Annotated in this window: 16 protein-coding genes; 3 read left to right on the top strand and 13 right to left on the bottom strand. The window is 71.0% G+C overall.

Features of this window, described 5'->3' with window-relative positions; all coding sequences use genetic code 11:
• The first annotated feature begins 107 nt into the window (after positions 1 to 107).
• Positions 108 to 1,064 carry an EamA family transporter gene (locus ABT095_RS12835; RefSeq protein WP_350529388.1) on the top strand — a complete coding sequence of 319 codons (957 nt, stop codon included), beginning with the start codon at positions 108 to 110 and terminating at the stop codon, positions 1,062 to 1,064.
• Positions 1,065 to 1,284: 220 nt separating this feature from the next.
• Here the strand turns inward: ABT095_RS12835 and ABT095_RS12830 are convergent, their stop codons facing one another.
• The 12 genes from ABT095_RS12830 to ABT095_RS12775 all read right to left on the bottom strand — a co-directional run bounded on the left by ABT095_RS12830 (position 1,285) and on the right by ABT095_RS12775 (position 14,412).
• The gene (locus ABT095_RS12830; protein WP_350529387.1) at positions 1,285 to 1,611 is read right to left on the bottom strand and encodes a hypothetical protein; all 327 of its coding nucleotides are present in this window, start codon (positions 1,609 to 1,611) and stop codon (positions 1,285 to 1,287) included.
• Positions 1,612 to 1,952: 341 nt separating this feature from the next.
• Positions 1,953 to 3,317, bottom strand: coding sequence for an FAD-binding oxidoreductase (locus ABT095_RS12825; RefSeq protein ID WP_350529386.1), 1,365 nt, complete (start codon positions 3,315 to 3,317; stop codon positions 1,953 to 1,955).
• Between the two features lie 34 nt (positions 3,318 to 3,351).
• Complete coding sequence (locus tag ABT095_RS12820) at positions 3,352 to 5,100, bottom strand: hypothetical protein (protein ID WP_350529385.1); 1,749 nt, start codon at positions 5,098 to 5,100, stop codon at positions 3,352 to 3,354.
• Positions 5,101 to 5,186: 86 nt separating this feature from the next.
• On the bottom strand, positions 5,187 to 6,134 hold the full coding sequence (locus ABT095_RS12815) for a glutathione S-transferase family protein (protein WP_350529384.1): 948 nt from the start codon (positions 6,132 to 6,134) through the stop codon (positions 5,187 to 5,189).
• An 83-nt stretch (positions 6,135 to 6,217) separates the two neighbouring features.
• Positions 6,218 to 6,817 carry an FMN reductase gene (locus tag ABT095_RS12810; RefSeq protein ID WP_350529383.1) on the bottom strand — a complete coding sequence of 200 codons (600 nt, stop codon included), beginning with the start codon at positions 6,815 to 6,817 and terminating at the stop codon, positions 6,218 to 6,220.
• A 28-nt stretch (positions 6,818 to 6,845) separates the two neighbouring features.
• Positions 6,846 to 7,910 carry a CE1758 family FMN-dependent luciferase-like monooxygenase gene (locus ABT095_RS12805; RefSeq protein ID WP_350529382.1) on the bottom strand — a complete coding sequence of 355 codons (1,065 nt, stop codon included), beginning with the start codon at positions 7,908 to 7,910 and terminating at the stop codon, positions 6,846 to 6,848.
• Positions 7,911 to 8,041: 131 nt separating this feature from the next.
• The gene (locus tag ABT095_RS12800) at positions 8,042 to 9,253 is read right to left on the bottom strand and encodes a 3-hydroxybenzoate 6-monooxygenase (protein ID WP_350529381.1); all 1,212 of its coding nucleotides are present in this window, start codon (positions 9,251 to 9,253) and stop codon (positions 8,042 to 8,044) included.
• A 51-nt stretch (positions 9,254 to 9,304) separates the two neighbouring features.
• Entirely contained in the window at positions 9,305 to 10,567 is a 1,263-nt protein-coding gene (gene aroA, locus ABT095_RS12795; protein WP_350529380.1) for a 3-phosphoshikimate 1-carboxyvinyltransferase, read from the bottom strand.
• A gap of 89 nt (positions 10,568 to 10,656) precedes the next feature.
• The gene (locus ABT095_RS12790; RefSeq protein ID WP_350529379.1) at positions 10,657 to 11,385 is read right to left on the bottom strand and encodes an SDR family NAD(P)-dependent oxidoreductase; all 729 of its coding nucleotides are present in this window, start codon (positions 11,383 to 11,385) and stop codon (positions 10,657 to 10,659) included.
• 34 nt (positions 11,386 to 11,419) lie between these two features.
• Positions 11,420 to 11,911, bottom strand: coding sequence for an AtaL-like protein (locus ABT095_RS12785; protein ID WP_350529378.1), 492 nt, complete (start codon positions 11,909 to 11,911; stop codon positions 11,420 to 11,422).
• Positions 11,912 to 12,134: 223 nt separating this feature from the next.
• A complete protein-coding gene (gene wrbA / locus ABT095_RS12780) occupies positions 12,135 to 12,752 on the bottom strand; it encodes an NAD(P)H:quinone oxidoreductase (RefSeq protein ID WP_350529377.1) in 618 nt (205 codons plus the stop codon).
• 193 nt (positions 12,753 to 12,945) lie between these two features.
• Positions 12,946 to 14,412, bottom strand: coding sequence for a multicopper oxidase family protein (locus ABT095_RS12775; protein ID WP_350529376.1), 1,467 nt, complete (start codon positions 14,410 to 14,412; stop codon positions 12,946 to 12,948).
• Positions 14,413 to 14,777: 365 nt separating this feature from the next.
• Between ABT095_RS12775 and ABT095_RS12770 the strand changes: the two genes are divergently transcribed.
• Positions 14,778 to 15,653, top strand: a complete 876-nt coding sequence (locus ABT095_RS12770; protein ID WP_350529375.1) for a shikimate dehydrogenase — start codon at positions 14,778 to 14,780, stop codon at positions 15,651 to 15,653.
• Between the two features lie 67 nt (positions 15,654 to 15,720).
• Here the strand turns inward: ABT095_RS12770 and ABT095_RS12765 are convergent, their stop codons facing one another.
• Entirely contained in the window at positions 15,721 to 16,935 is a 1,215-nt protein-coding gene (locus tag ABT095_RS12765) for an IS701 family transposase (protein ID WP_350529374.1), read from the bottom strand.
• Positions 16,936 to 17,188: 253 nt separating this feature from the next.
• Between ABT095_RS12765 and ABT095_RS12760 the strand changes: the two genes are divergently transcribed.
• Positions 17,189 to 17,899, top strand: coding sequence for a ScbR family autoregulator-binding transcription factor (locus ABT095_RS12760; protein ID WP_350529373.1), 711 nt, complete (start codon positions 17,189 to 17,191; stop codon positions 17,897 to 17,899).
• Positions 17,900 to 17,913: the final 14 nt, after the last annotated feature.

Here is a 17,913-nt window from a genome sequence, read left to right as displayed (position 1 = left end):
GGTGGTGCGGGCACGATTCACCCGGCCGGCGGCAGCGGCGGGGCTCGGCCGTCCACATATTGGTAACAGGTTTGCACCCTGGTCACCCCTTACTGCACACTCGGCAGATGTCCACCACCTACGAGCCCTCGACGGGCACCTCCGCCGACGTCCTGCTGCCCGCTCCGGGCGAGCCCTCCGGCGAGCGTGGTGGTTGGCGACGACTTGGCACAGCCGTCCCGGCGCCGCTGCTCTGCGTGGCGGCGATGTTCACCGTGCAGCTGGGCATCGCGCTCTCCCAGCCGCTGTTCGGGCCGCTCGGCGTGGGCGGGGCGACCTTCCTGCGGATCACCTTCGCCGCCGTGATCCTGCTGGCCCTCACCCGGCCCCGGCTGCGCGGGCGCAGCCCGCGGGAGCTGGGCATCGGGGTGCTGCTCGGGCTGGCCTCGGCGGGCATGACGCTGCTCTTCGCCGGGGCGGTGGACCGGCTGCCGATGGGCACCGCCGCCACCATCGAGTTCCTCGGCCCGCTCAGCGTGGCCCTCGCCTTCTCCCGGCGGCTCAGCCACCTGCTCTGGGCCCTGCTGGCGGCGGGCGGGGTGGCGCTGCTCACCCTGCTCGGCGAAGGCGGCGGCCGCGGGGGTCTCGACCCGACCGGGCTGGCCTGCGCCTTCGGGGCGGCGGCCTGCTACGCGGCGTACATCCTCTTCACCGGCAAGGTCGGCGCCGTCTTCGAGGGTTTCGAAGGCCTGGCGGTCTCCTTCGCGGTGGGCGCCGTGGCGCTGGCCCCGTTCGGGATCGGCCCGGCCTGGCACGGGCTGTCCACCGCCGCGCACCCGGAGCTGCTGCTGCTCGCCGTCGCCGGGGTGGCGCTGCTGCTGCCGGTGCTCCCGTACGCGCTGGAGATGACGGCGGTGCGGCGGCTCGGGCAGCGGGTGTTCAGCGTGCTGGTCAGCCTGGAGCCGGCGGTGAGCGCGCTGGTCGGGATGGTGGTGCTGGGGCAGTTGCTCGGCGGCGTCCAGCTGGCCGGGATCGCCTGCGTGGTGGCGGCCAGCGTCGGCGCCACGCTGACCGGGCGGCGGTAGCGGGCCGCCGGACACGGACGGAGCGGGGCGGTGCCGGGTCCCGGCACCGCCCCGCTCCGTCTGCTCCGCCTGCCCGGAGGAGGTGACCCTTCCCCGCTCCTGGCCGGCCGGCTGCTCCCCCGCGCCACGCGGGCCGTACGGTCCGGGTGCTCAGCTCACCCGGACCGGCCCCCGTGGCGCACCGGCGACGCCCCCGCCGCCGGTGGGGAGACCGGGCCGGTCAGTGGAAGACGGGCGCGAAGACGAAGTGGTAGTCGCGGTTGGACTGGTCGTTGAAGACGAAGCCGGAGTTGTGGTCGACCTGGAAGTTGTTGTTCTGGTTGGAGGCACCGGAGCCCGTGGCGGTCTGCTGGGTGGTGTTGTAGTTGCCGTCCACCGAGCCGAAGATGTTGCCGCTCTCGTGGTTGGAGACCACGCTGCTGTTGGATCCGTTGCCGGCGAAGGCACCGTTGTCCGCGGCGGCCGCGCCTGCTCCGGCGAGCAGCAGCCCGGCGGCGAGCGGGGCGGCGACCAGCAGGCCGGCCAGGCGGGTGCGAATGCGAGCCATGAAAATCCTCCAGGTGACTGACGGGGCATCAGCTCCGCCGGTCGGTTGTTACGTAAGTGCTGTGCTGTTAGCCGGAGTTCACGGCCAGATGAACCCCTGCGGCTGCGACGCCGAGAGAAAGACTCGCCGACCGGCACGGCAGGCCGCCAGCAGTTGATCTCCTTTTCGCCCGTTAGCGTGACTTTGCCGGCGGGCGCGCATACTCCGTGGACGGCCACTTCGTGGGCGGACACTCCGGCGGCCACCGGCGATTTCCACCGAACGGCCGGGCCGGCGGGGCGGGCGGGGAGGGCGCGCGGGCAGGCCTGGCGCGCCCGGGGCTCACAGCGGAGCGGGCCCGCTCAGAGCGTCTTGCCCGGGTTGAGGATGCCGAGCGGATCGAAGGCCGCCTTGACCCGCCGCTGCAGCTCCAGCCCGACCGGGCCCAACTCGCGTGCCAGCCAGTCGCGTTTGAGCAGGCCGACGCCGTGCTCGCCGGTGATGGTGCCGCCCAGCTCCAGGCCGAGCGCCATGATCTCCTCGAAGGAGGCCCTGGCCCGCTCGGTCTGCTCGGAGTCCGCCGCGTCGAAGACCACCACCGGGTGGGTGTTGCCGTCCCCCGCGTGGCTGACCACCCCGATGGTCAGCCCGTACCGCTCCCCGATCGCCTCCACCCCGCGCAGCATCTCGGCCAGCCGGGAGCGCGGCACCGCCACGTCGTCGATCATCGTGGTGCCCAGCCGGTCCAGCGCCGGAAGCGCCAACCGGCGGGCCTGCAGCAGGAGTTCGGACTCGGCCTGGCTCTCCGCCGGGACCACCTCGGTGGCCCCCGCCGCCCGGCACAGCTCGGCCACCGCCGCCAGCTCGCCGGCCGGATCCACCCCGTCGAAGGCGACCAGCAGCAGCGCCCTGGTCGACTCGGGCAGGCCCATCGCCGCCATCGCGTTGACCGCCCGCACGGTGGTGGCGTCCATCAGCTCCATCAGCGAGGGGGTGTGGCCGCCGGCCATCACCGCGCAGATCGCCGCGCAGGCGCTCTCGGCGCTCGGGAATTCCGCCGCCAGCGCCAACTGCGGCGCGGGGGCGGGCCGCAGGGCGAGCACCGCCTCCACCACCACGCCCAGCGTGCCCTCCGAGCCGACCAGCAGCCTGGTCAGGTCGTACCCGGCGACACCCTTGGCGGTGCGGCGCCCGGTACTGACCAACTCGCCGTCGGCCAGCACCACCTGGAGCCCGAGCACGTACTCGCTGGTGGTGCCGTACTTGACGCAGCACAGCCCGCCCGCGCCGGTGCCGATGTTGCCGCCGATCGTGCAGGACTCCCAGCTCGACGGGTCCGGCGGGTAGAACAGCCCGTGCTCGGCCACGGCCCGGGACAACTCGGCGTTGAGCACACCGGGTTGGACGACGGCGATCCGGTTGACCGGGTCGATCTCCAGGATCGCGTCCAGCTTCAGCAGCGAGAGCAGGATGCAGCCGTCCACCGCGTTGGCCGCCCCCGACAGGCCCGTCCGGGCCCCCTGCGGCACCACCGGCACCCGCAGGGCGGTGGCCGTCCGCAGCACGTGCTGCACCTGCGCCACCGTCTCCGGCAGCACCAGCACGGCGGGCTCCCCCGCCGCGCAGAAGCCCGCCATGTCGTACCGGTAGGCGGCCAGCACGTCCGGATCGGTGACGACGGCGGAGGCGGGGATCACCTGGCGCAGCCGGTCGGCGAGATCGGTCACACGACCTATTCTGCCCCCGCCGACCGGCCGCGGTTCAGTCCTTGACGAAGTAGCCGCTCAGGTCGGCGATCACGTCCACCGTGCCGGCGTTGTTGTAGATGCCCACGGCGCTGGTGAACTCGTAACCGCCGCAGGTCTCCAGCGGGCCCACCGCCGTGGTCACCGCATTGGCCACGGTCTGGCCGGCGGTGAAGTTGAGGTTGGAGGTGGAGTCCAGCGGGCGGAACTCGTGGTCCCAGGAGCAGCCCGAGGTGGGGCGCAGGGCGAGGTAGCTCGGGGCGGTGAGCCTGGTCACGGTGACGTTCATCGCGACCCCGGTGACGCCGAACGGCGGCACACCGTACTTCCAGGAGTTCGGCCGGATGTCGAACTCCTTGCCCCCGGCCGCCGGCTTGCCCGGGTCCTTGCGGGTGTCCAGCACCCGGGTCGGCCCGGTCGGCACGAAGGCCGCGCCGGTGGCGGCGTAGTAGCCGCTGAGGTCGGCGACCAGGTCGACGTTCCCGGCGAAGTTGTACAGGTCCACCTTGCCGCCCCGCACCGGCACCGTCACCTGGTTGGGCACGGTCTGCCCGGGGGTGAAGTTGAGGTTCGAGGCGGTCGGGCGGGCGGCGCCGTGCGGGTACGCGGTGACGTAGCCGCCCGCGGTCGACCGGGTGGCCGTCACGTTCAGGGTCACGGCGGTGGCGTCGGGGTGCTCCTTGGCGATGTCCAGGGTCACCGTGCCGCCGGGGCCGACCGGGGCCCAGTGGTCGTAGAACACGCTGCGGGTGTCCATCAGCCGCTTGGGCGCCACGGGGTTGTACCGCTGACCGCTGTCGCCGGCCAGGTAGTAGCCGCTGATGTCGGCGATCAGGTCGACGTCCCCCGCGAAGTTGTACAGGTCGACCATGCCGCCCTGCACCGGCACCGTCACCTGGTTCGGCACGGTCTGGCCCGCCCGGAAGTTGAGGTTCGAGGCGGTGGGCCGCTCGGCGCCGTGCGGGTAGGCGGTGACGTAGCTGTCGGCGGTGCCGCGGGTGGCGGTCACGTTGAGGACCACCGCCGTGACGCCGGTCGCGGGCACCCCGGAGACGCCCGCGATCTTGACGCCGACCGAGCGGCCGGGGCCGACCTTGCCGAGGCCCTGGCGGGTGTCGAGCAGCCGGGCCGGGGTCATCGGCACGAAGGTGCCCGGCGTGCCGGGGGTGTACGGCTGGAAGCCGTCCTGGCCGGTCCAGTCGTAGCTCACCTCGACCTTGCCGCCGGCGTAGGCCGGATCGGTGGGTTCGAGGGTGGCCTTCAGCGGCGCCGTACCGGTGCGCGGGGCGCCGGTGAGCTGCAGGTACAGCCCGCCGTAGGACCGGTCGGCGCCGGTGCTGGCCGGGACGGTGAGCGTGAGCGAGCCGTCCGGCCGCACCGTCCAGTGCCGGAGCAGCCAGTCGTGCCCGAGGGTGGAGGTGTAGCCGGTGCGGACCTGGACCATCCCGGCCAGCTGCTGCGCGGTGTAGCCGGAGGCGGCCACCGACTCGGCGGAGAGCGTCAGCTTGACGTCGGTGGGCACGTAGCCGTTCCGGCTGTCGTCCAGGGCGTACCCGACCCGGCACCAGGAGGGCGCGTCCGTACCGCCGGGGATGGCGACGTGCCTGTCCTTGGGGTCGAACAGGTCGCCGTTGCCGATGTTGGAGCAGAACACCCAGAGCTTGCGGGGCTCGGGGTCGGCGGCCGAGGCCCCCTGGAGCGGGAGCAGGCCGGAGAGCACCAGTGCCCCGGCCGTGGCGGCCAGGGCACGGTTGAGTACGCGCATGGTCTTCGATCCCCCGGAGAGCGGCGGCCCGACCCCCGTCGGACCGGTCCCTCCGATCGTACGACAGCTCGAATCCGGCCCGGCCGTCAGAGCGACTCGCGCCCGTGCGGGGTGAGCAGCAGCTCCGGGTCGGGGCCGTGGGCGACGATCCGGGTCGGGTTCACGAAGTCGTGGGTGGCGTAGTAGTGCCGCTTCACGTGCTCGAAGTTGACCGTCTCGGAGAAGCCCGGGGTCTGGTAGAGGTCCCGGGTGTAGCCCCAGAGCGCGGGGTAGTCGCGGATCTGGCGGATGTTGCACTTGAAGTGGCCGTGGTAGACCGGGTCGAAGCGGATCAGCGTGGGCCACAGCCGCAGGTCGGCCTCGGTGATCTGGTCGCCGACCAGGTAGCGGCGGGTGCTGAGCCGCTCCTCCAGGGCGTCCAGGCGGGCGAACAGGGCCTTCACCGCTCGGTCGTAGGTGGCCTGGGTCTTGGCGAAGCCCGCCCGGTAGACGCCCACGTTGACGTCCTGGTAGATCTCCTTGGCCACGGCGTCGATCTCCGGGCGCAGCGCCTCTGGGTAGATGTCCGGCGCACCCTCGCGGTGCAGCGCCTTCCACTCCGTGTTGAGGTCCAGGGTGAGCCGCTCGAAGTCGTTGCTGACCAGCTTGCCGCTGGCCACGTCGACCAGGCCGGGCACCGAGACGCCGCCGGTGTAGCCGGGCTCGGCCTTGAAGTAGGCCTCGCGCAGGGCGTGGATGCCGAGCACCGGGTCCTTGCCGCCGGGGCCGCCGTGCTCCTCGCTGAACACCCAGTGGTACTCGCCGTCGATCATCTCCTGGACGGGGTCGACGATCGCCAGCGGGATGGCCTCCTGGAGGCCCATCAGGCTGCGGGTCAGGATGACCCGGTGGGCCCACGGGCAGGCCCAGCTGGCGATCAGGCGGTACTTGCCCGCCTCGACCGGCCAGCCGGAGGAGCCGTCGGCGGTGATCCGGGCGGTGAAATGCTGCGGCACCCGCTCGTGCTCGCGCGGCTTGGCCTGGTCGGTGCTCATGTCCTTGCTCTCCGGTCGGGGCGGTACGGCTGTTTCGACGAGCGGCGGGAGGGCTAACGCCTGCTCCGGCACGCAGAGGCGGCTCACGGACGGGCTCGCAGGGCGGCGAGCTGCTGCTCGAACGGGATGAGTACCTCGACCTGCTCGACGCGCTCCGGCTGCCGGCCGAGCGCCTCGGCCAGCTCGCCCGCGGCGCGGGTGATCCGGCCGCCGAGGCTGTCGTTGCCGCCCGCCGAGCCCCAGTCCTCCGAGGCCGCGAAGACGGCCGTCGGCACCACCTGGGCGCGCAGGTAGGCGAAGAGCGGGCGCAGCGCGTACTCCAGGGCCAGCGAGTGCCGGGCCGAGCCGCCGGTCGCGCCGATCAGCACCGGCTTGCCGCGCAGGGCGGTGGTGTCGAGCACGTCGAAGAAGGACTTGAAGAGGCCGCTGTAGGAGGCCGAGAAGACGGGGGTGACGGCGATCAGCGCGTCCGCCCCGGTCACCGCCTCGATCTCGGCGCGCAGCGCCGGGCTCGGGTAGCCCGTCAGCATGTTGTTGGTGATGTCACCGGCGACGTCCCGCAGTTCGACCACGTGGATCTCGCTGGGCAGCAGCCGGTCGGTCTCGGCGGCCAGCCGGTCCGCCAGCAGGCGGGTGGACGAGGGCTGGCTGAGCCCTGCGCTGATCACGGCAAGCTTCGGCATCGTGCGGCCTCCTCGAAGTCGTACGGTCCTAGTGGGCCTGGGCGGGGTGCACCGGGCCGGCCGGGACGGACTCCGGGCGCCCGTTGGCGAACTCCTTGCGCAGCACCGGCAGGACCTCCTCGCCGAGGATGTCCAGCTGCTCGAGCACGGTCTTGACCGGGAGGCCGCCGCTGTCGAGCAGGAAGAGCTGGCGCTGGTAGTCGCCGAAGGTCTCGCGGAAGCTCAGCGTCTTGTCGATGATCTCCTGCGGGCTGCCGACCGTCAGCGGCGTCTGGTCCATGGTCTCCTCCAGCGAGGGGCCGCCGCGGTAGACCGGGGCGTTCTCGAAGTAGGGACGGAACTCCCGGATCGCGTCCTGGGACTTGGGCCGCATGTAGATCTGCCCGCCGAGGCCGACCACCGCCTGCTCGGGCGTGCCGTGGCCGTAGTGCGCGTACCGGGTGCGGTACAGCTCGATGAGCTTCTGGAAGTGCTCCTTCGGCCAGAAGATGTGGTTGGCGAAGAAGCCGTCGCCGTAGTACGCGGCCTGCTCGGCGATCTCGGGGCTGCGGATCGAGCCGTGCCAGACGAACGGCGGCACGCCGTCCAGCGGGCGGGGCACGGCGGTGAAGCCCTGCAGCGGGGTGCGGAACTTGCCCTGCCAGTTGACGTTGGTCTCGCGCCAGAGCTGGTGCAGCAGCGCGTAGTTCTCGATCGCCAGCGGGATGCCCTGGCGGATGTCCTGGCCGAACCAGGGGTACACCGGGCCGGTGTTGCCACGGCCGAGCATCAGGTCGACCCGGCCGTCGGCGAGCTGCTGGAGGGTGGCGAAGTCCTCGGCGATCTTCACCGGGTCGTTGGTGGTGATCAGCGTGGTCGAGGTGGAGAGGATGATCCGCTCGGTCTGCGCGGCGATGTAGCCGAGCAGGGTGGTCGGCGAGGAGGGCACGAACGGCGGGTTGTGGTGCTCGCCGGTGGCGAAGACGTCGAGGCCGATCTCCTCCGCCTTGAGGGCGATCGCCACGGTGCCCTTGATCCGCTCGCGCTCGGTCGGCGGGCGTCCGGTCAGCGGGTCCGCGGTGAGGTCGCCGACGGTGAAGATCCCGAACTGCATCTGTCCACTCATCTCGGTAGCTGGGTCCTCGGTACTCCAACCACCATCGTGCGGCCGGAGGCGGGAGCCCGTGGGAAACCGGCCGTCACTGAGTCAACTCGCTCGGTGACGGCCGGTGTTCGATATCCGGGTCAGGCCATCGCGGGGGTCTCGGTGGTCTGCTCGGACTTGGCGAAGACCTTCGCCCCGTGCAGCCACTCGACCTTGTCCCACATCTGCTCGGGGCTCAGGCTCGCGAGCATCTCGTTGCGGGCCTTGGCGCCCTCGCCGACGGGGTGGTAGACCTGCTTGCCCATCTCGCGGGCGACCAGCTGGATCGCGCCGGTGCGCTCGCGGCGCTCGGCGTTGAACTGCTGGAAGCGCTCGGCGAAGTCCAGCTCGCAGGCGCCGATCAGCCGGCCGAGCACGACCGCGTCCTCGACCGCCTGGCAGGCGCCCTGGGCGGCGTACTGCAGCATCGGGTGCGCGGCGTCGCCGATCAGCACGACCTTGCCGTCGGTCCAGGTGTCGATCGGGTCGCGGTCGCAGAGCACCCAGGCCTTCCAGTTCTCGCCGAGCTCCAGGAGCTGGCGCGGGATCTCGCCCAGCATCGGGAACTCGTTCAGGACGAAGTCCTTCTCCACGGCCTTGCCGATCACGGCCTCGGTGGCGCCGTCGTCGCGGGTGGCGGCCAGGTTGAAGTACTTGCCGCCGCCGATCGGGTAGTGGACGAAGTGCCACTTCGGGCCGGCCCACAGGGTGACGGTGTTCCAGCGCAGCTCCTCGGGCACCTTCTCCATCGGGATGACCGAGCGGTAGATGGTGTGGCCGGAGACCTGCGGGAAGCCGTCGCCCACCAGCTGCTTGCGGACGAAGGAGTTGATGCCGTCGGCGCCGATCAGCGCCGAGCCCGAGACCTCCTCGCCGTTGCCGAGCACCGCGGTGACGCCGGTGGCGTCCTGGCGGTAGCTGACCAGCTGGCAGCCGGTGCGCAGCTCGATCGCCTCGGAGGCCTGGCAGGCCTCGAGCAGCGGGGCGTAGATGTCGATCCGGTGCACGACGGCGTACGGGTTGCCGAAGCGCTCGCGGTAGGCACCGGTGAGCGGCATGGAGGCGACGTGCTCGCTGGTGGTGCCGTCCATGAAGCGGAGCTCGTCGATGTGCACGGCGCGGGCCCGGACTTCGTCGCCCACGCCCAGCTGGTCCAGGGCGTTGAAGGCGTTCGGGCCGAGCTGGATGCCGGCGCCGAGCTCGGTGAAGGCGTCACGGGCCTCCAGCACGACGACCTCGTGACCCTGGCGGGAGACGCTCAGCGCCGTCGCGAGCCCGCCGATACCGCCACCGGCAATGAGTATCTTGGCCATCTTGGCTCTACTTCCTCGTATGTGTTGGGGGGTTGGCAAGAACGCGTTCGGTCAAGCTTGTTCGCCGAACAGACGGCGCAGTTCCTCGTGGAAGCCGGGGAAGGTCTTCCCGACGCACCGCGGGTCGTCGAGCGTGATGCCGGGCACCAGGAGCCCGAGCACCGAGAAGGCCATGGCGATCCGGTGGTCACGGTGGCAGGCGATGAGCGCCCCCGTGGGAGTGCCGGGGTGGACGGTGATCCGGTCCGGGCCCTCCTCGACCTGGACGCCGAGCGCGCGGAGGTTCCCGGCGACGGCGGCGATCCGGTCGGATTCCTTGAGCCTGGCGTGGCCGATGCCCGTGATGGTGATCGGGCCGTCGGCCAGCGGGGCGATGGCGGCCATCGTCATGAAGGTGTCGGAGATGTCGCCCATGTCGACCTCGAAGCCGCCGCGCAGCGGCCCGGTGCCGGTGACGGTGGTCGCCTCGGGGGTGATCTCCACCTCGGCGCCGGCCTTCGCCAGCACGTGGACGAAGCCCAGGTCGCCCTGGAGGCTGTCACTGCCCAGGTGCGGCACGGTGACGGCGGTGCCGGTGACGGCTGCGGCCGCGAACAGGTAGCTCGCGGTGGAGGCGTCCGGCTCGACCCTGAGCGTGGTGCCGGTGTAGCCACCGGTCGCCACCCGCAGGGTGCCGGCCCCGTCCTCCGTGACGCTGCCGCCGAAGCGCCGCATCAGGGCAATGGTCATGTCGATGTACGGGCGGCTGACCAGGTTGGCCACCGCCACCGTGAGCGGTTCGCGCATCAGCGGGGCGGAGAGCAGCAGACCGGTCAGGTACTGGCTGCTGGTCCGCGAGTCGAGGCTCAGGGCCCCGCCGCGCAGACCGGCTGCCCGGACGGTGAGCGGCAGGCCGCCGCTCTCGCCGGGCTCGACCTCGGCGCCGAGTGAGGCCAGGGCCTCGGTCAGCGGCCGCAGTGGACGCACCGTCAGCTGCTCGGTGCCTTCGAAGCGGAACTCGCCCCGGCCGGTCGCGGCGTACACGGGCAGGAAGCGCGCGGCCGTACCGGCGTCGGCGCACCAGATGCGCGCCGGGCCCCGCACCGGCCCGCCGGCGCCGTGCACCACCCAGGCCTGCGAGCCGAACTCCTCGGGATCGCCAGGGAGTTGCTCGACCTCGATGCCCAGGCCGGTGAGGGCGGTGCGGAAGGCGACGGTGTCCTCGCTCTCCAGCGGGGCGTCGAGCCTGGTGGGGCCGGCCGCCGCCGCGGCGAGCAGCAGGGCGCGGTTGGTGATGCTCTTCGAGCCGGGGACTCGTGCGGTCACCGCGGTCATGGTCAGTGGCCTTCGTTCGTGACTGCGCCGATGTGAGAAGACAGGCTCAGGGACGGGCCCCGGGGTGCCGGGCACCCCGGGGAGTGCCGTCAGGCGGTGGCGCCACCGTCGAGGACGAGGTCGTGACCGACCACGAAGCTCGACTCCTCGCTGGCGAGCCAGAGCACGGTGTTGGCGATCTCCTCGGTCCGGGCGACCCGGCCGATCGGCGAGTCCTGCTGGACCTGCACCGTGGCCTCGGAGTCGACCGAGCCGGGGCTGATCGCGTTGATCCGGACGCCCTCGCGGATGTACTCGCGGGCGGCGGTGCGGGTCAGCGTGGAGAGCGCGGCCTTGGAGGCGGCGAAGGCACCGAAGCCGGGGACCCGGCCGTGGATGCCGATGTTGGCCGCGGTGTTGATGATGACGCCGCCGCCGTTCTCCTTCATGTGGGCGATCTCGTGCTTCATCAGCAGCCAGACGCCGGTGAGGTTGGTGGAGAGCACGTCGCCCCACACCGCCTCGCAGATCTCGGCGAGCGGGGTCGGCTCGCTGGCGTAACTGGCGTTGTTGAAGGCGATGTCGATCCGGCCGTGCCGCTCCACCGTGGTCTTGACCAGGCGGATCACGTCCATGCCGTGGGTGACGTCGGCGGGCAGCGCGTCGGCGACGCCGCCCTCCTTCTCGATCAGGGCGACGGTGTCCCGGAGCTCACTCGGCTCGCGCCCGGCCACCATCACCGTCGCGCCCTCGCGGGCGAAGGCGAGTGCCGTGGCCCGGCCGATCCCGGAGCCGCCTCCGGTGACCAGGGCGACCTTGCCGTCGAAGCGTGCGGTCATCAGCTTCCTCCTGTGCTTGGAGATGTACGCGGTCTCAGGCCGCCGCGATGAGAGTGTCGAGTCCGCCCGACCCGGCCCGGATCTCGTCGACCACGGACCTCAGCGCATCGGTGAAGTAGGCGTCCGTCGCCTCGATGAACCTGCTCTCCTCGAGCGCGCGCTCGGTCGCCTCGGGGGCGAGGCTCACGGCCATCGTCATCAGGAGCCCGCCGTCCGCGCCGCGGTCGATCTGGTTCATGATGAACTCGAGCTCGGGGTCACCGGGCTGGCGGTAGACGATGCAGAGCTCCTCGGGCGAGACCTCGACCCGCTGGAAGACCGTGCGGCCGTCCTTGCGGATCTCCCGGGTGAAACCACCGGGGAATCGGTCGAGCACCCGGCAATCGGTGATTGCCGGCACATAGGCGACCGGGTTCTCGGCCTTGTGAAGAAGGCCGGCCCAAAGCTGTGCTGCGTCTATCTGGTTGTCCCCGGAGCTACCGTCGGAATTGACCGGAATGCTCCAGGACATGGTGACCCCGGACATTGCCTCTCCCTGTATCGGCCGATCCACTCTCTGGTTAAAGACTCTGGATCGTGCTCCGGGCAGGGTCAACGCCGGTTCCGCGACTTCGTCAGCTGATGATTACAACGTCAGGTAGCAAACAACTCCTGGTCAAAGCGCTGGGGATTCCGACAATTCCGGAATCCCCAGCCTTGGTTGGTTCGTCGTGCGGGTGGGCGCCCTTGACAGCAGGGCGCCAAATGGGTCAGGCGCTCTCGAAACCGCGCTTCAGCGCCGAGGCGATCTCCACCGAGCGGCGGGCCTGGAAGGCGATGGCCGCGAGGTTCTCCTCGGTCGGGCCGGAGTGGCCGTGGTTGGAGACCGAGCTGGTGCCGTACGGGTTGCCGTTGGTGTGGCCGAACTGCACCTCGTCCGCGTAGCCGGGGGCCACGATGATGGCGCCCCAGTGGTAGAAGGTGTTGTTCAGGGCGAGCAGGGTGCTCTCCTGGCCACCGTGCTGGGTCGAGGTGGAGGTGAAGGAGGAAACCACCTTGTTCTCCAGCTTGTGCTGGAACCACAGGCCACCGGCGGTGTCGATGAACTGCTTGAGCTGGGCGGCCGGGAGGCCGAAGCGGGTCGGGGTGCCGAAGAGCAGCACATCGGCCCACTCGAGGTCGTCGAGGGAGGCCGTCTCGATGTGCGCGGTGGCCTCGGTGTGCTCGGCCCACTCCTTCTTGCCGGCCACGACAGCGGCCGGGGCGAGCTCGGCACACTTGCGCAGACGGACCTCGGCACCGGCCTTCTCGGCCGCCTGGGCAGCTTCCTGAGCGAGCTGGTACACGTTCCCGGTGGACGAGTAGTAGATGACGGCGACGTTCGTCACTGTGCGCAACTCCTGTTCGGAAGAGATCAGTTGTGCGGGGTGCCGTGGTGCGCCCGCCATCGTGAGTCTCACCGGAACGCCGCCGACCCGGCAAACCGCGCCCGGGCACTTCATCACCTTGCGCGGGCGCGTGATCGGACGTACACCTTTGGCGGTGGCTCCCGCCGTGGGGGAGCCACCGCCAGGAGCGGGCTCAGCTGATCCGCATGGTGCCCATCATGCCCATCGCGCCGTGGTCGAACATGTGGCAGTGGTAGAGGTAGGTGCCCCGGTAACTGTCGAAGGTCATCTGGATCTTGACGGTCTCGCCGGGCAGGACCGCGACGGTGTCCTTGAGGCCCTGCTCGCTCGGGTCCGGTGCCTTGCCGTTGCGCTCCAGGACGCGGAACTGCACCAGGTGGACGTGGAAGTTGTGCGGGGCCTTCACGTTGGCGTTGGTGACCGTCCAGACCTCGGTGCTGCCCCAGGCGATCTCGGTGTCGATCCGGTCGGGGTCGTACAGCTGGTCGTTGATGTACGCGTTCGGGTTGGGCCGGCCGTCGTCCTCCATCCGCAGCACGAAGGTGCGGTTGACAGTGGCGATCTCCGGCGTGGGCAGGGTGCGCAGGCGGCTCGGCACGTAGCTGAAGTCCCGTGCCTCCCGCACCACGTCGAAGCGCATAATCTTGCCGATCAGATCGGCCGGGCCGGGGCCGTTGGCGTTCTGCAGCACGATCTTGGTGCCGGTCTCGTACCGGGAGAAGTCGACCACGATGTCGGCCCGCTCGCCGGGGGAGAGCTTGAGCGTGCTGGTGGTGTACGGCTTCTCCAAAAGGCCGCCGTCGGAGCCGATCTGGGTGAAGGAGCCGCCGTCCGAGAGGCCGAACACGAAGAACCGCAGCGAGCTCGCGTTGAGGATCCGGAACCGGTACTGCCGGGCGGCGACCTGGAGGAAGGGCCACGGGCGGCCGTTCACCAGGATGGTGGTGCGGTTGTTGAAGTCACCCATGGTGTAGACGAGTTGCCCGGTGGTGTCGATCTGGACGTCCCGGATCACCAGCGGGATGTCGTAGGCGCCGGACGGCAGCGGCTGCGCGCGGTCGTTCTCGTCGGAGAGCAGGTACATCGCCTGCAGGCCGCGGTAGACGTGCTCGGACTCCGCGTGGTGCGCGTGGTCGTGCAGCCACAGCGGCGAGCCGGGCTGGTTGTTGGGGTAGGTGTAGGTCTTGGTCCCGCCCGGCGCGATGGTGTTCATCGGGGAGCCGTCGCTGTCCATCGGCACCTCGGCGCCGTGCAGGTGGACCGAGGCCGGCATGTCGAGCTCGTTGGTCTGGGTGACCACCACCCGGCGGCCCGATCGGGCCTTGATGGTCGGGCCGGGGAACTCGCCGTTGTAGGTGTGCACCTCGCTCTGCAGGCCGGGGATGATCTCCTTGACGGCCTTCTTCATCGTCACCGAGTAGTAGTCGGTGGTGGCCGAGACGGCGGTGGGCCGCAGCACCGGCGGCACGGTGAGCGGCACCGCGAACATCGGGGTGGTGGCCGAGACGGCGGCGGCCACGGTGTCGGCGGCCGCGGCGGGCGCCAGCAGCGGCGCGGCCAGGCCGGCGCCGCCGACCAGGCCGGTGGTCACGGCCCCGGCCTTGATGGCGCTTCTTCGGGACAGCTTTCGGTTCAGCATGAGACTCCCCGGTCTCCCATGGGTGGGCTTTTGGGGGAACACTGCTGATTCTTCACACAATCGATCAAATATGGTCCGGAATCCCTGTCAGCTCCGGCCTACTCCGTCAGTTTTCGCATTGACATTCAGCGCTCAACTTGCTACAGAAATAAACAAGTTCCGCGGCCGAGGGCCGGTCTGCCGGGCAGGCGCTCCGGTGACGAAGTATCGGCGATCGGGGGTCAGCTCCACCACAGAGCTGACTCTGTGCCACCGCCTTGCACGCGCTGTACCCGCCGCCTTGCCTAAGGTGGCAAATCCCGGGGAAACCGGCGAGTCCGACAGGTCCGGTGCCAGCCCCCTACGCGGAAGGAGCCCCATCCACCATGCGAGTAGACACGAGGGCAGGCGTCGACCGCCCCAGGCCACGCCGTCAGTCGGCGCACCGCGCCGCGGTGCTCGGCTACCCCGTCGACCAGTCGCTCTACCCGGTCATGCACCGCGCGGCCTACACCGCGATGGAACTGGACTGGACGTACACGGCGGTCGAGTGCGAGGAGCCCGGCCTCGAGCAGCTCATCGGCTCGCTCGACGGATCCTGGGCCGGCCTGTCACTGGGCATGCCGCTCAAGCGCGCGGCACTGCCGCTGATCGACGAGGTCAGCGACCTCGCGATGGACGTCGGCGGCGTCAACACGGTCGTCTTCCGGGACGGCCGCTCCTACGGCGAGAACACCGACGTGCACGGCTTCCTGGCCGCGCTGCGGGACGCCGACGTGAACGCGCTCACCTCCGCCGTGGTGCTCGGCGGCGGCACCGCCGCCTGCTCGGCGCTGGCGGCCGTACGCGAGCTCGGCGTCAAGGAGCCGGCGGTCGTGGTGCGCGAGCCCAGCCGGGCGGCCGAGGCGCATGCCGCGGCGGGCCGGCTCGGCATGGCGGTGGACGTCTACTCCTTCAACCAGTTGGACGGCCTGCTGCACGGCGCGGGGCTGGTCATATCCACCCTGCCCGCCGGCGCGGCCGACTCCTACGCGGCGGCCATCGTGCACTCCCGCGCGGCGATCTTCGACGTGGTCTGCTCCGCCTTCCCCACCCGGCTCGCCAAGGCGGCCGGCTTCGCCGGGTCCACCGTGGTGGACGGTCTCTCGCTGCTCACCTACCAGGCCGCACGCCAGGTGCAGTTGATGACCGGCCGGGAGGACGTCCCGGTGCGGGTGATGCGCGAGGCCGCCCAGGCCGAGCTGACCCGCCGGGCCGGCTGAACCTCCGCTCCCCACCACCCGCACCGTACGTCTCCCCCTGTTTTCTCCGTCATCTCCGCCACTCCGCTCAGGCCGAGAGCTCCTGGGACTTGTCGAATCCCTGGCGCCGGGCCGAGGAGAGCACCGAGATCGCGTGGGCCACCGAGCAGAGCGTCGCGTGCCGGTGCCACCCGGCGTACGACCGCCCCTCGAAGTCCCGCATGCCGACCCGGGTCGAGACCTCCGAGAAGTCCTTGGAGACCCGCCGGGTGAGCCGGCCCAGCCGGAGCAGGGCGACCGGGGGCACCTCGATCAGGTTGGACAGCCACAGCTCGGCCGGCTTGCCCTTCGGGCCGGACCAGCCACCGACCAGCGTCAGTGCGCGCTCGGGCGGCAGGGCCGCGCCGGGCCGGCGGACGGCGGGCAGGGTCACCCGAGTACCGCTGACCAGGATCGAGCGGGTGATCGAGTAGTCCGGGTCCACCCAGCCCACCGGCCGGGAGAACCGCTTGGCCCACTCGACCAACTGCTGGGCCTGGAAGAGGCGTTCGCCCCGGCCGGGCAGGCTGAGGTCGTAGCCCACCAACCGCGTGGAGCCGCTCACCCGCATCACGAAGGGCACCCCACGGCGGGTGAACTCCTCCACGAGTACGGCCGAGTCCAGCTCGCGCGCGTCCAGCACCGCCGGGCGGCGGCGCAACCCCCACTCGGGGCGGGAGAGCTCCGCGACGGTGTTCACCGCACACAGCTCGGGGGACGCGGCGCAGACGTCGTCGGGGATCTTCGCGCGCTTGCGGCGCTCGGCGTCCTCCAGCCACTCGGGCGGCAGGATCAGGTCCCAGTTGACCGGAGCGCTGGTTTCCTCGTTGGCGAGCCAGACTCCGTACGCCTGCTGACTGTTGACGACCCGTCCGAGCTCGGTCCGGAAGGACTCCTCGACACCGACGGAGTGCTCCCCGGCCTTCGGGATCGCCATCGAGTTCAGCACCCAGGCCTGCGGGAGCATCACCCGGTCCAGATGGCGGGCCAGGGCCTGCCGGACTGGCTTCCACCCCCACGAGGAGTCGCTGATGAAGTGGTGCAGGCTCTGCTCCGCCGCACCGTGACCGGCCACCGAGGCGAGCGCCCGCATGGACTTCCGCCCCGGGACGGTCAGCAGCCCGGCGATGTACCACTGGCCCCGGGCGCGCTGGTCGCGCCGCTTGAGCGAGGCCAGCATGCGACGGGAGAACTCGGTGACGAAGTCGTCGGCCACGTCGCCCCACACGTGCTCAGGAACGTCTTTCTCTATGACACCTTCCACAGCCCCCGACTCCTCTTCTGCGCTCGCGGACATGGGGCCTCCGGGCGCAAGCGGGCACTCGGAGATCAGACGCGAGATGCTGATGGCAGCACCTTACAGAACCGACCAGTTGGTTTGCTAGGCCCGTTCACGACTGTCCGGAACGGGGCGGCGGGTCTGCTCCAAGTATAGATACCGCTCGGTTGGTTTGTTAAGCTGTCCGCACACCCAAACAGCGCCAGCCCTCCGGCCGCGCTCCACAGGAGGGAGCAGGATGTCCCGCCAGGAACGTGCGTCCCGCACGCGGCAGCTCATCATCCAGGCGGCCGCCCAGGCCTTCGACCTGGAAGGATTCGCCCTGACCGGGCTGAGCGAGATAGCCCAGCTGTGCGGGGTCTCGAAGGGGGCGCTGTACTTCCACTTCGGGTCCAAGGAGCAACTCGCCGACGCGGTGATGACCGAGTCCCGGGAGACCCTGCGGGACATCGTCCGGCAGGCCCGGAGCCGGCGCGGCGCCGGGCTGCAGTACCTGATCGACCTCTGCCACGGCCTGGCCCGGCAGCTCGACCAGGACGTGGTCTTCCGGGCCGGCCTGCGCCTCACCGAGGAGCCCGGCCTGGCCGACGGCAGCTGCCCGAGCCCGTACCCCGCCTGGGAGCGCCTGGTGGGCCGCCAACTGGCCCGCGCGGTACGGGACGAGGACCTCCACCCCGACGTCCTGCTGGCCGAGGTCACGGCCCTGCTCGCGGCCACCGCGGCGGGCATCGAGTCGCTCTCCCGGCGGGACAAGGGCTGGCTCAGCCCGCACGTCACCACCGGGCTGTGGAACGCCGTGCTGCCCGCGCTCACCCCGGTCGACCGGCTGGGGAAGATCCGGACGGCGCCCGAGGGCGCCGCGGCGGCCCTGCCCGAGCAGGGTGGCCCGCACCACTGGGGCGTCGTGCCCGAGGCGGCCGCGCTGGTGGCCCGCGCCCAGGGCGCCTGAGCCCGGCAGAGCAC

This window comes from Kitasatospora sp. NPDC002227, assembly GCF_040296285.1.
Lineage (GTDB): Bacteria > Actinomycetota > Actinomycetes > Streptomycetales > Streptomycetaceae > Kitasatospora.
The sequence above is the reverse complement of the archived record's forward strand: the minus strand, read 5'-3'. Positions and strand labels throughout refer to the sequence as shown.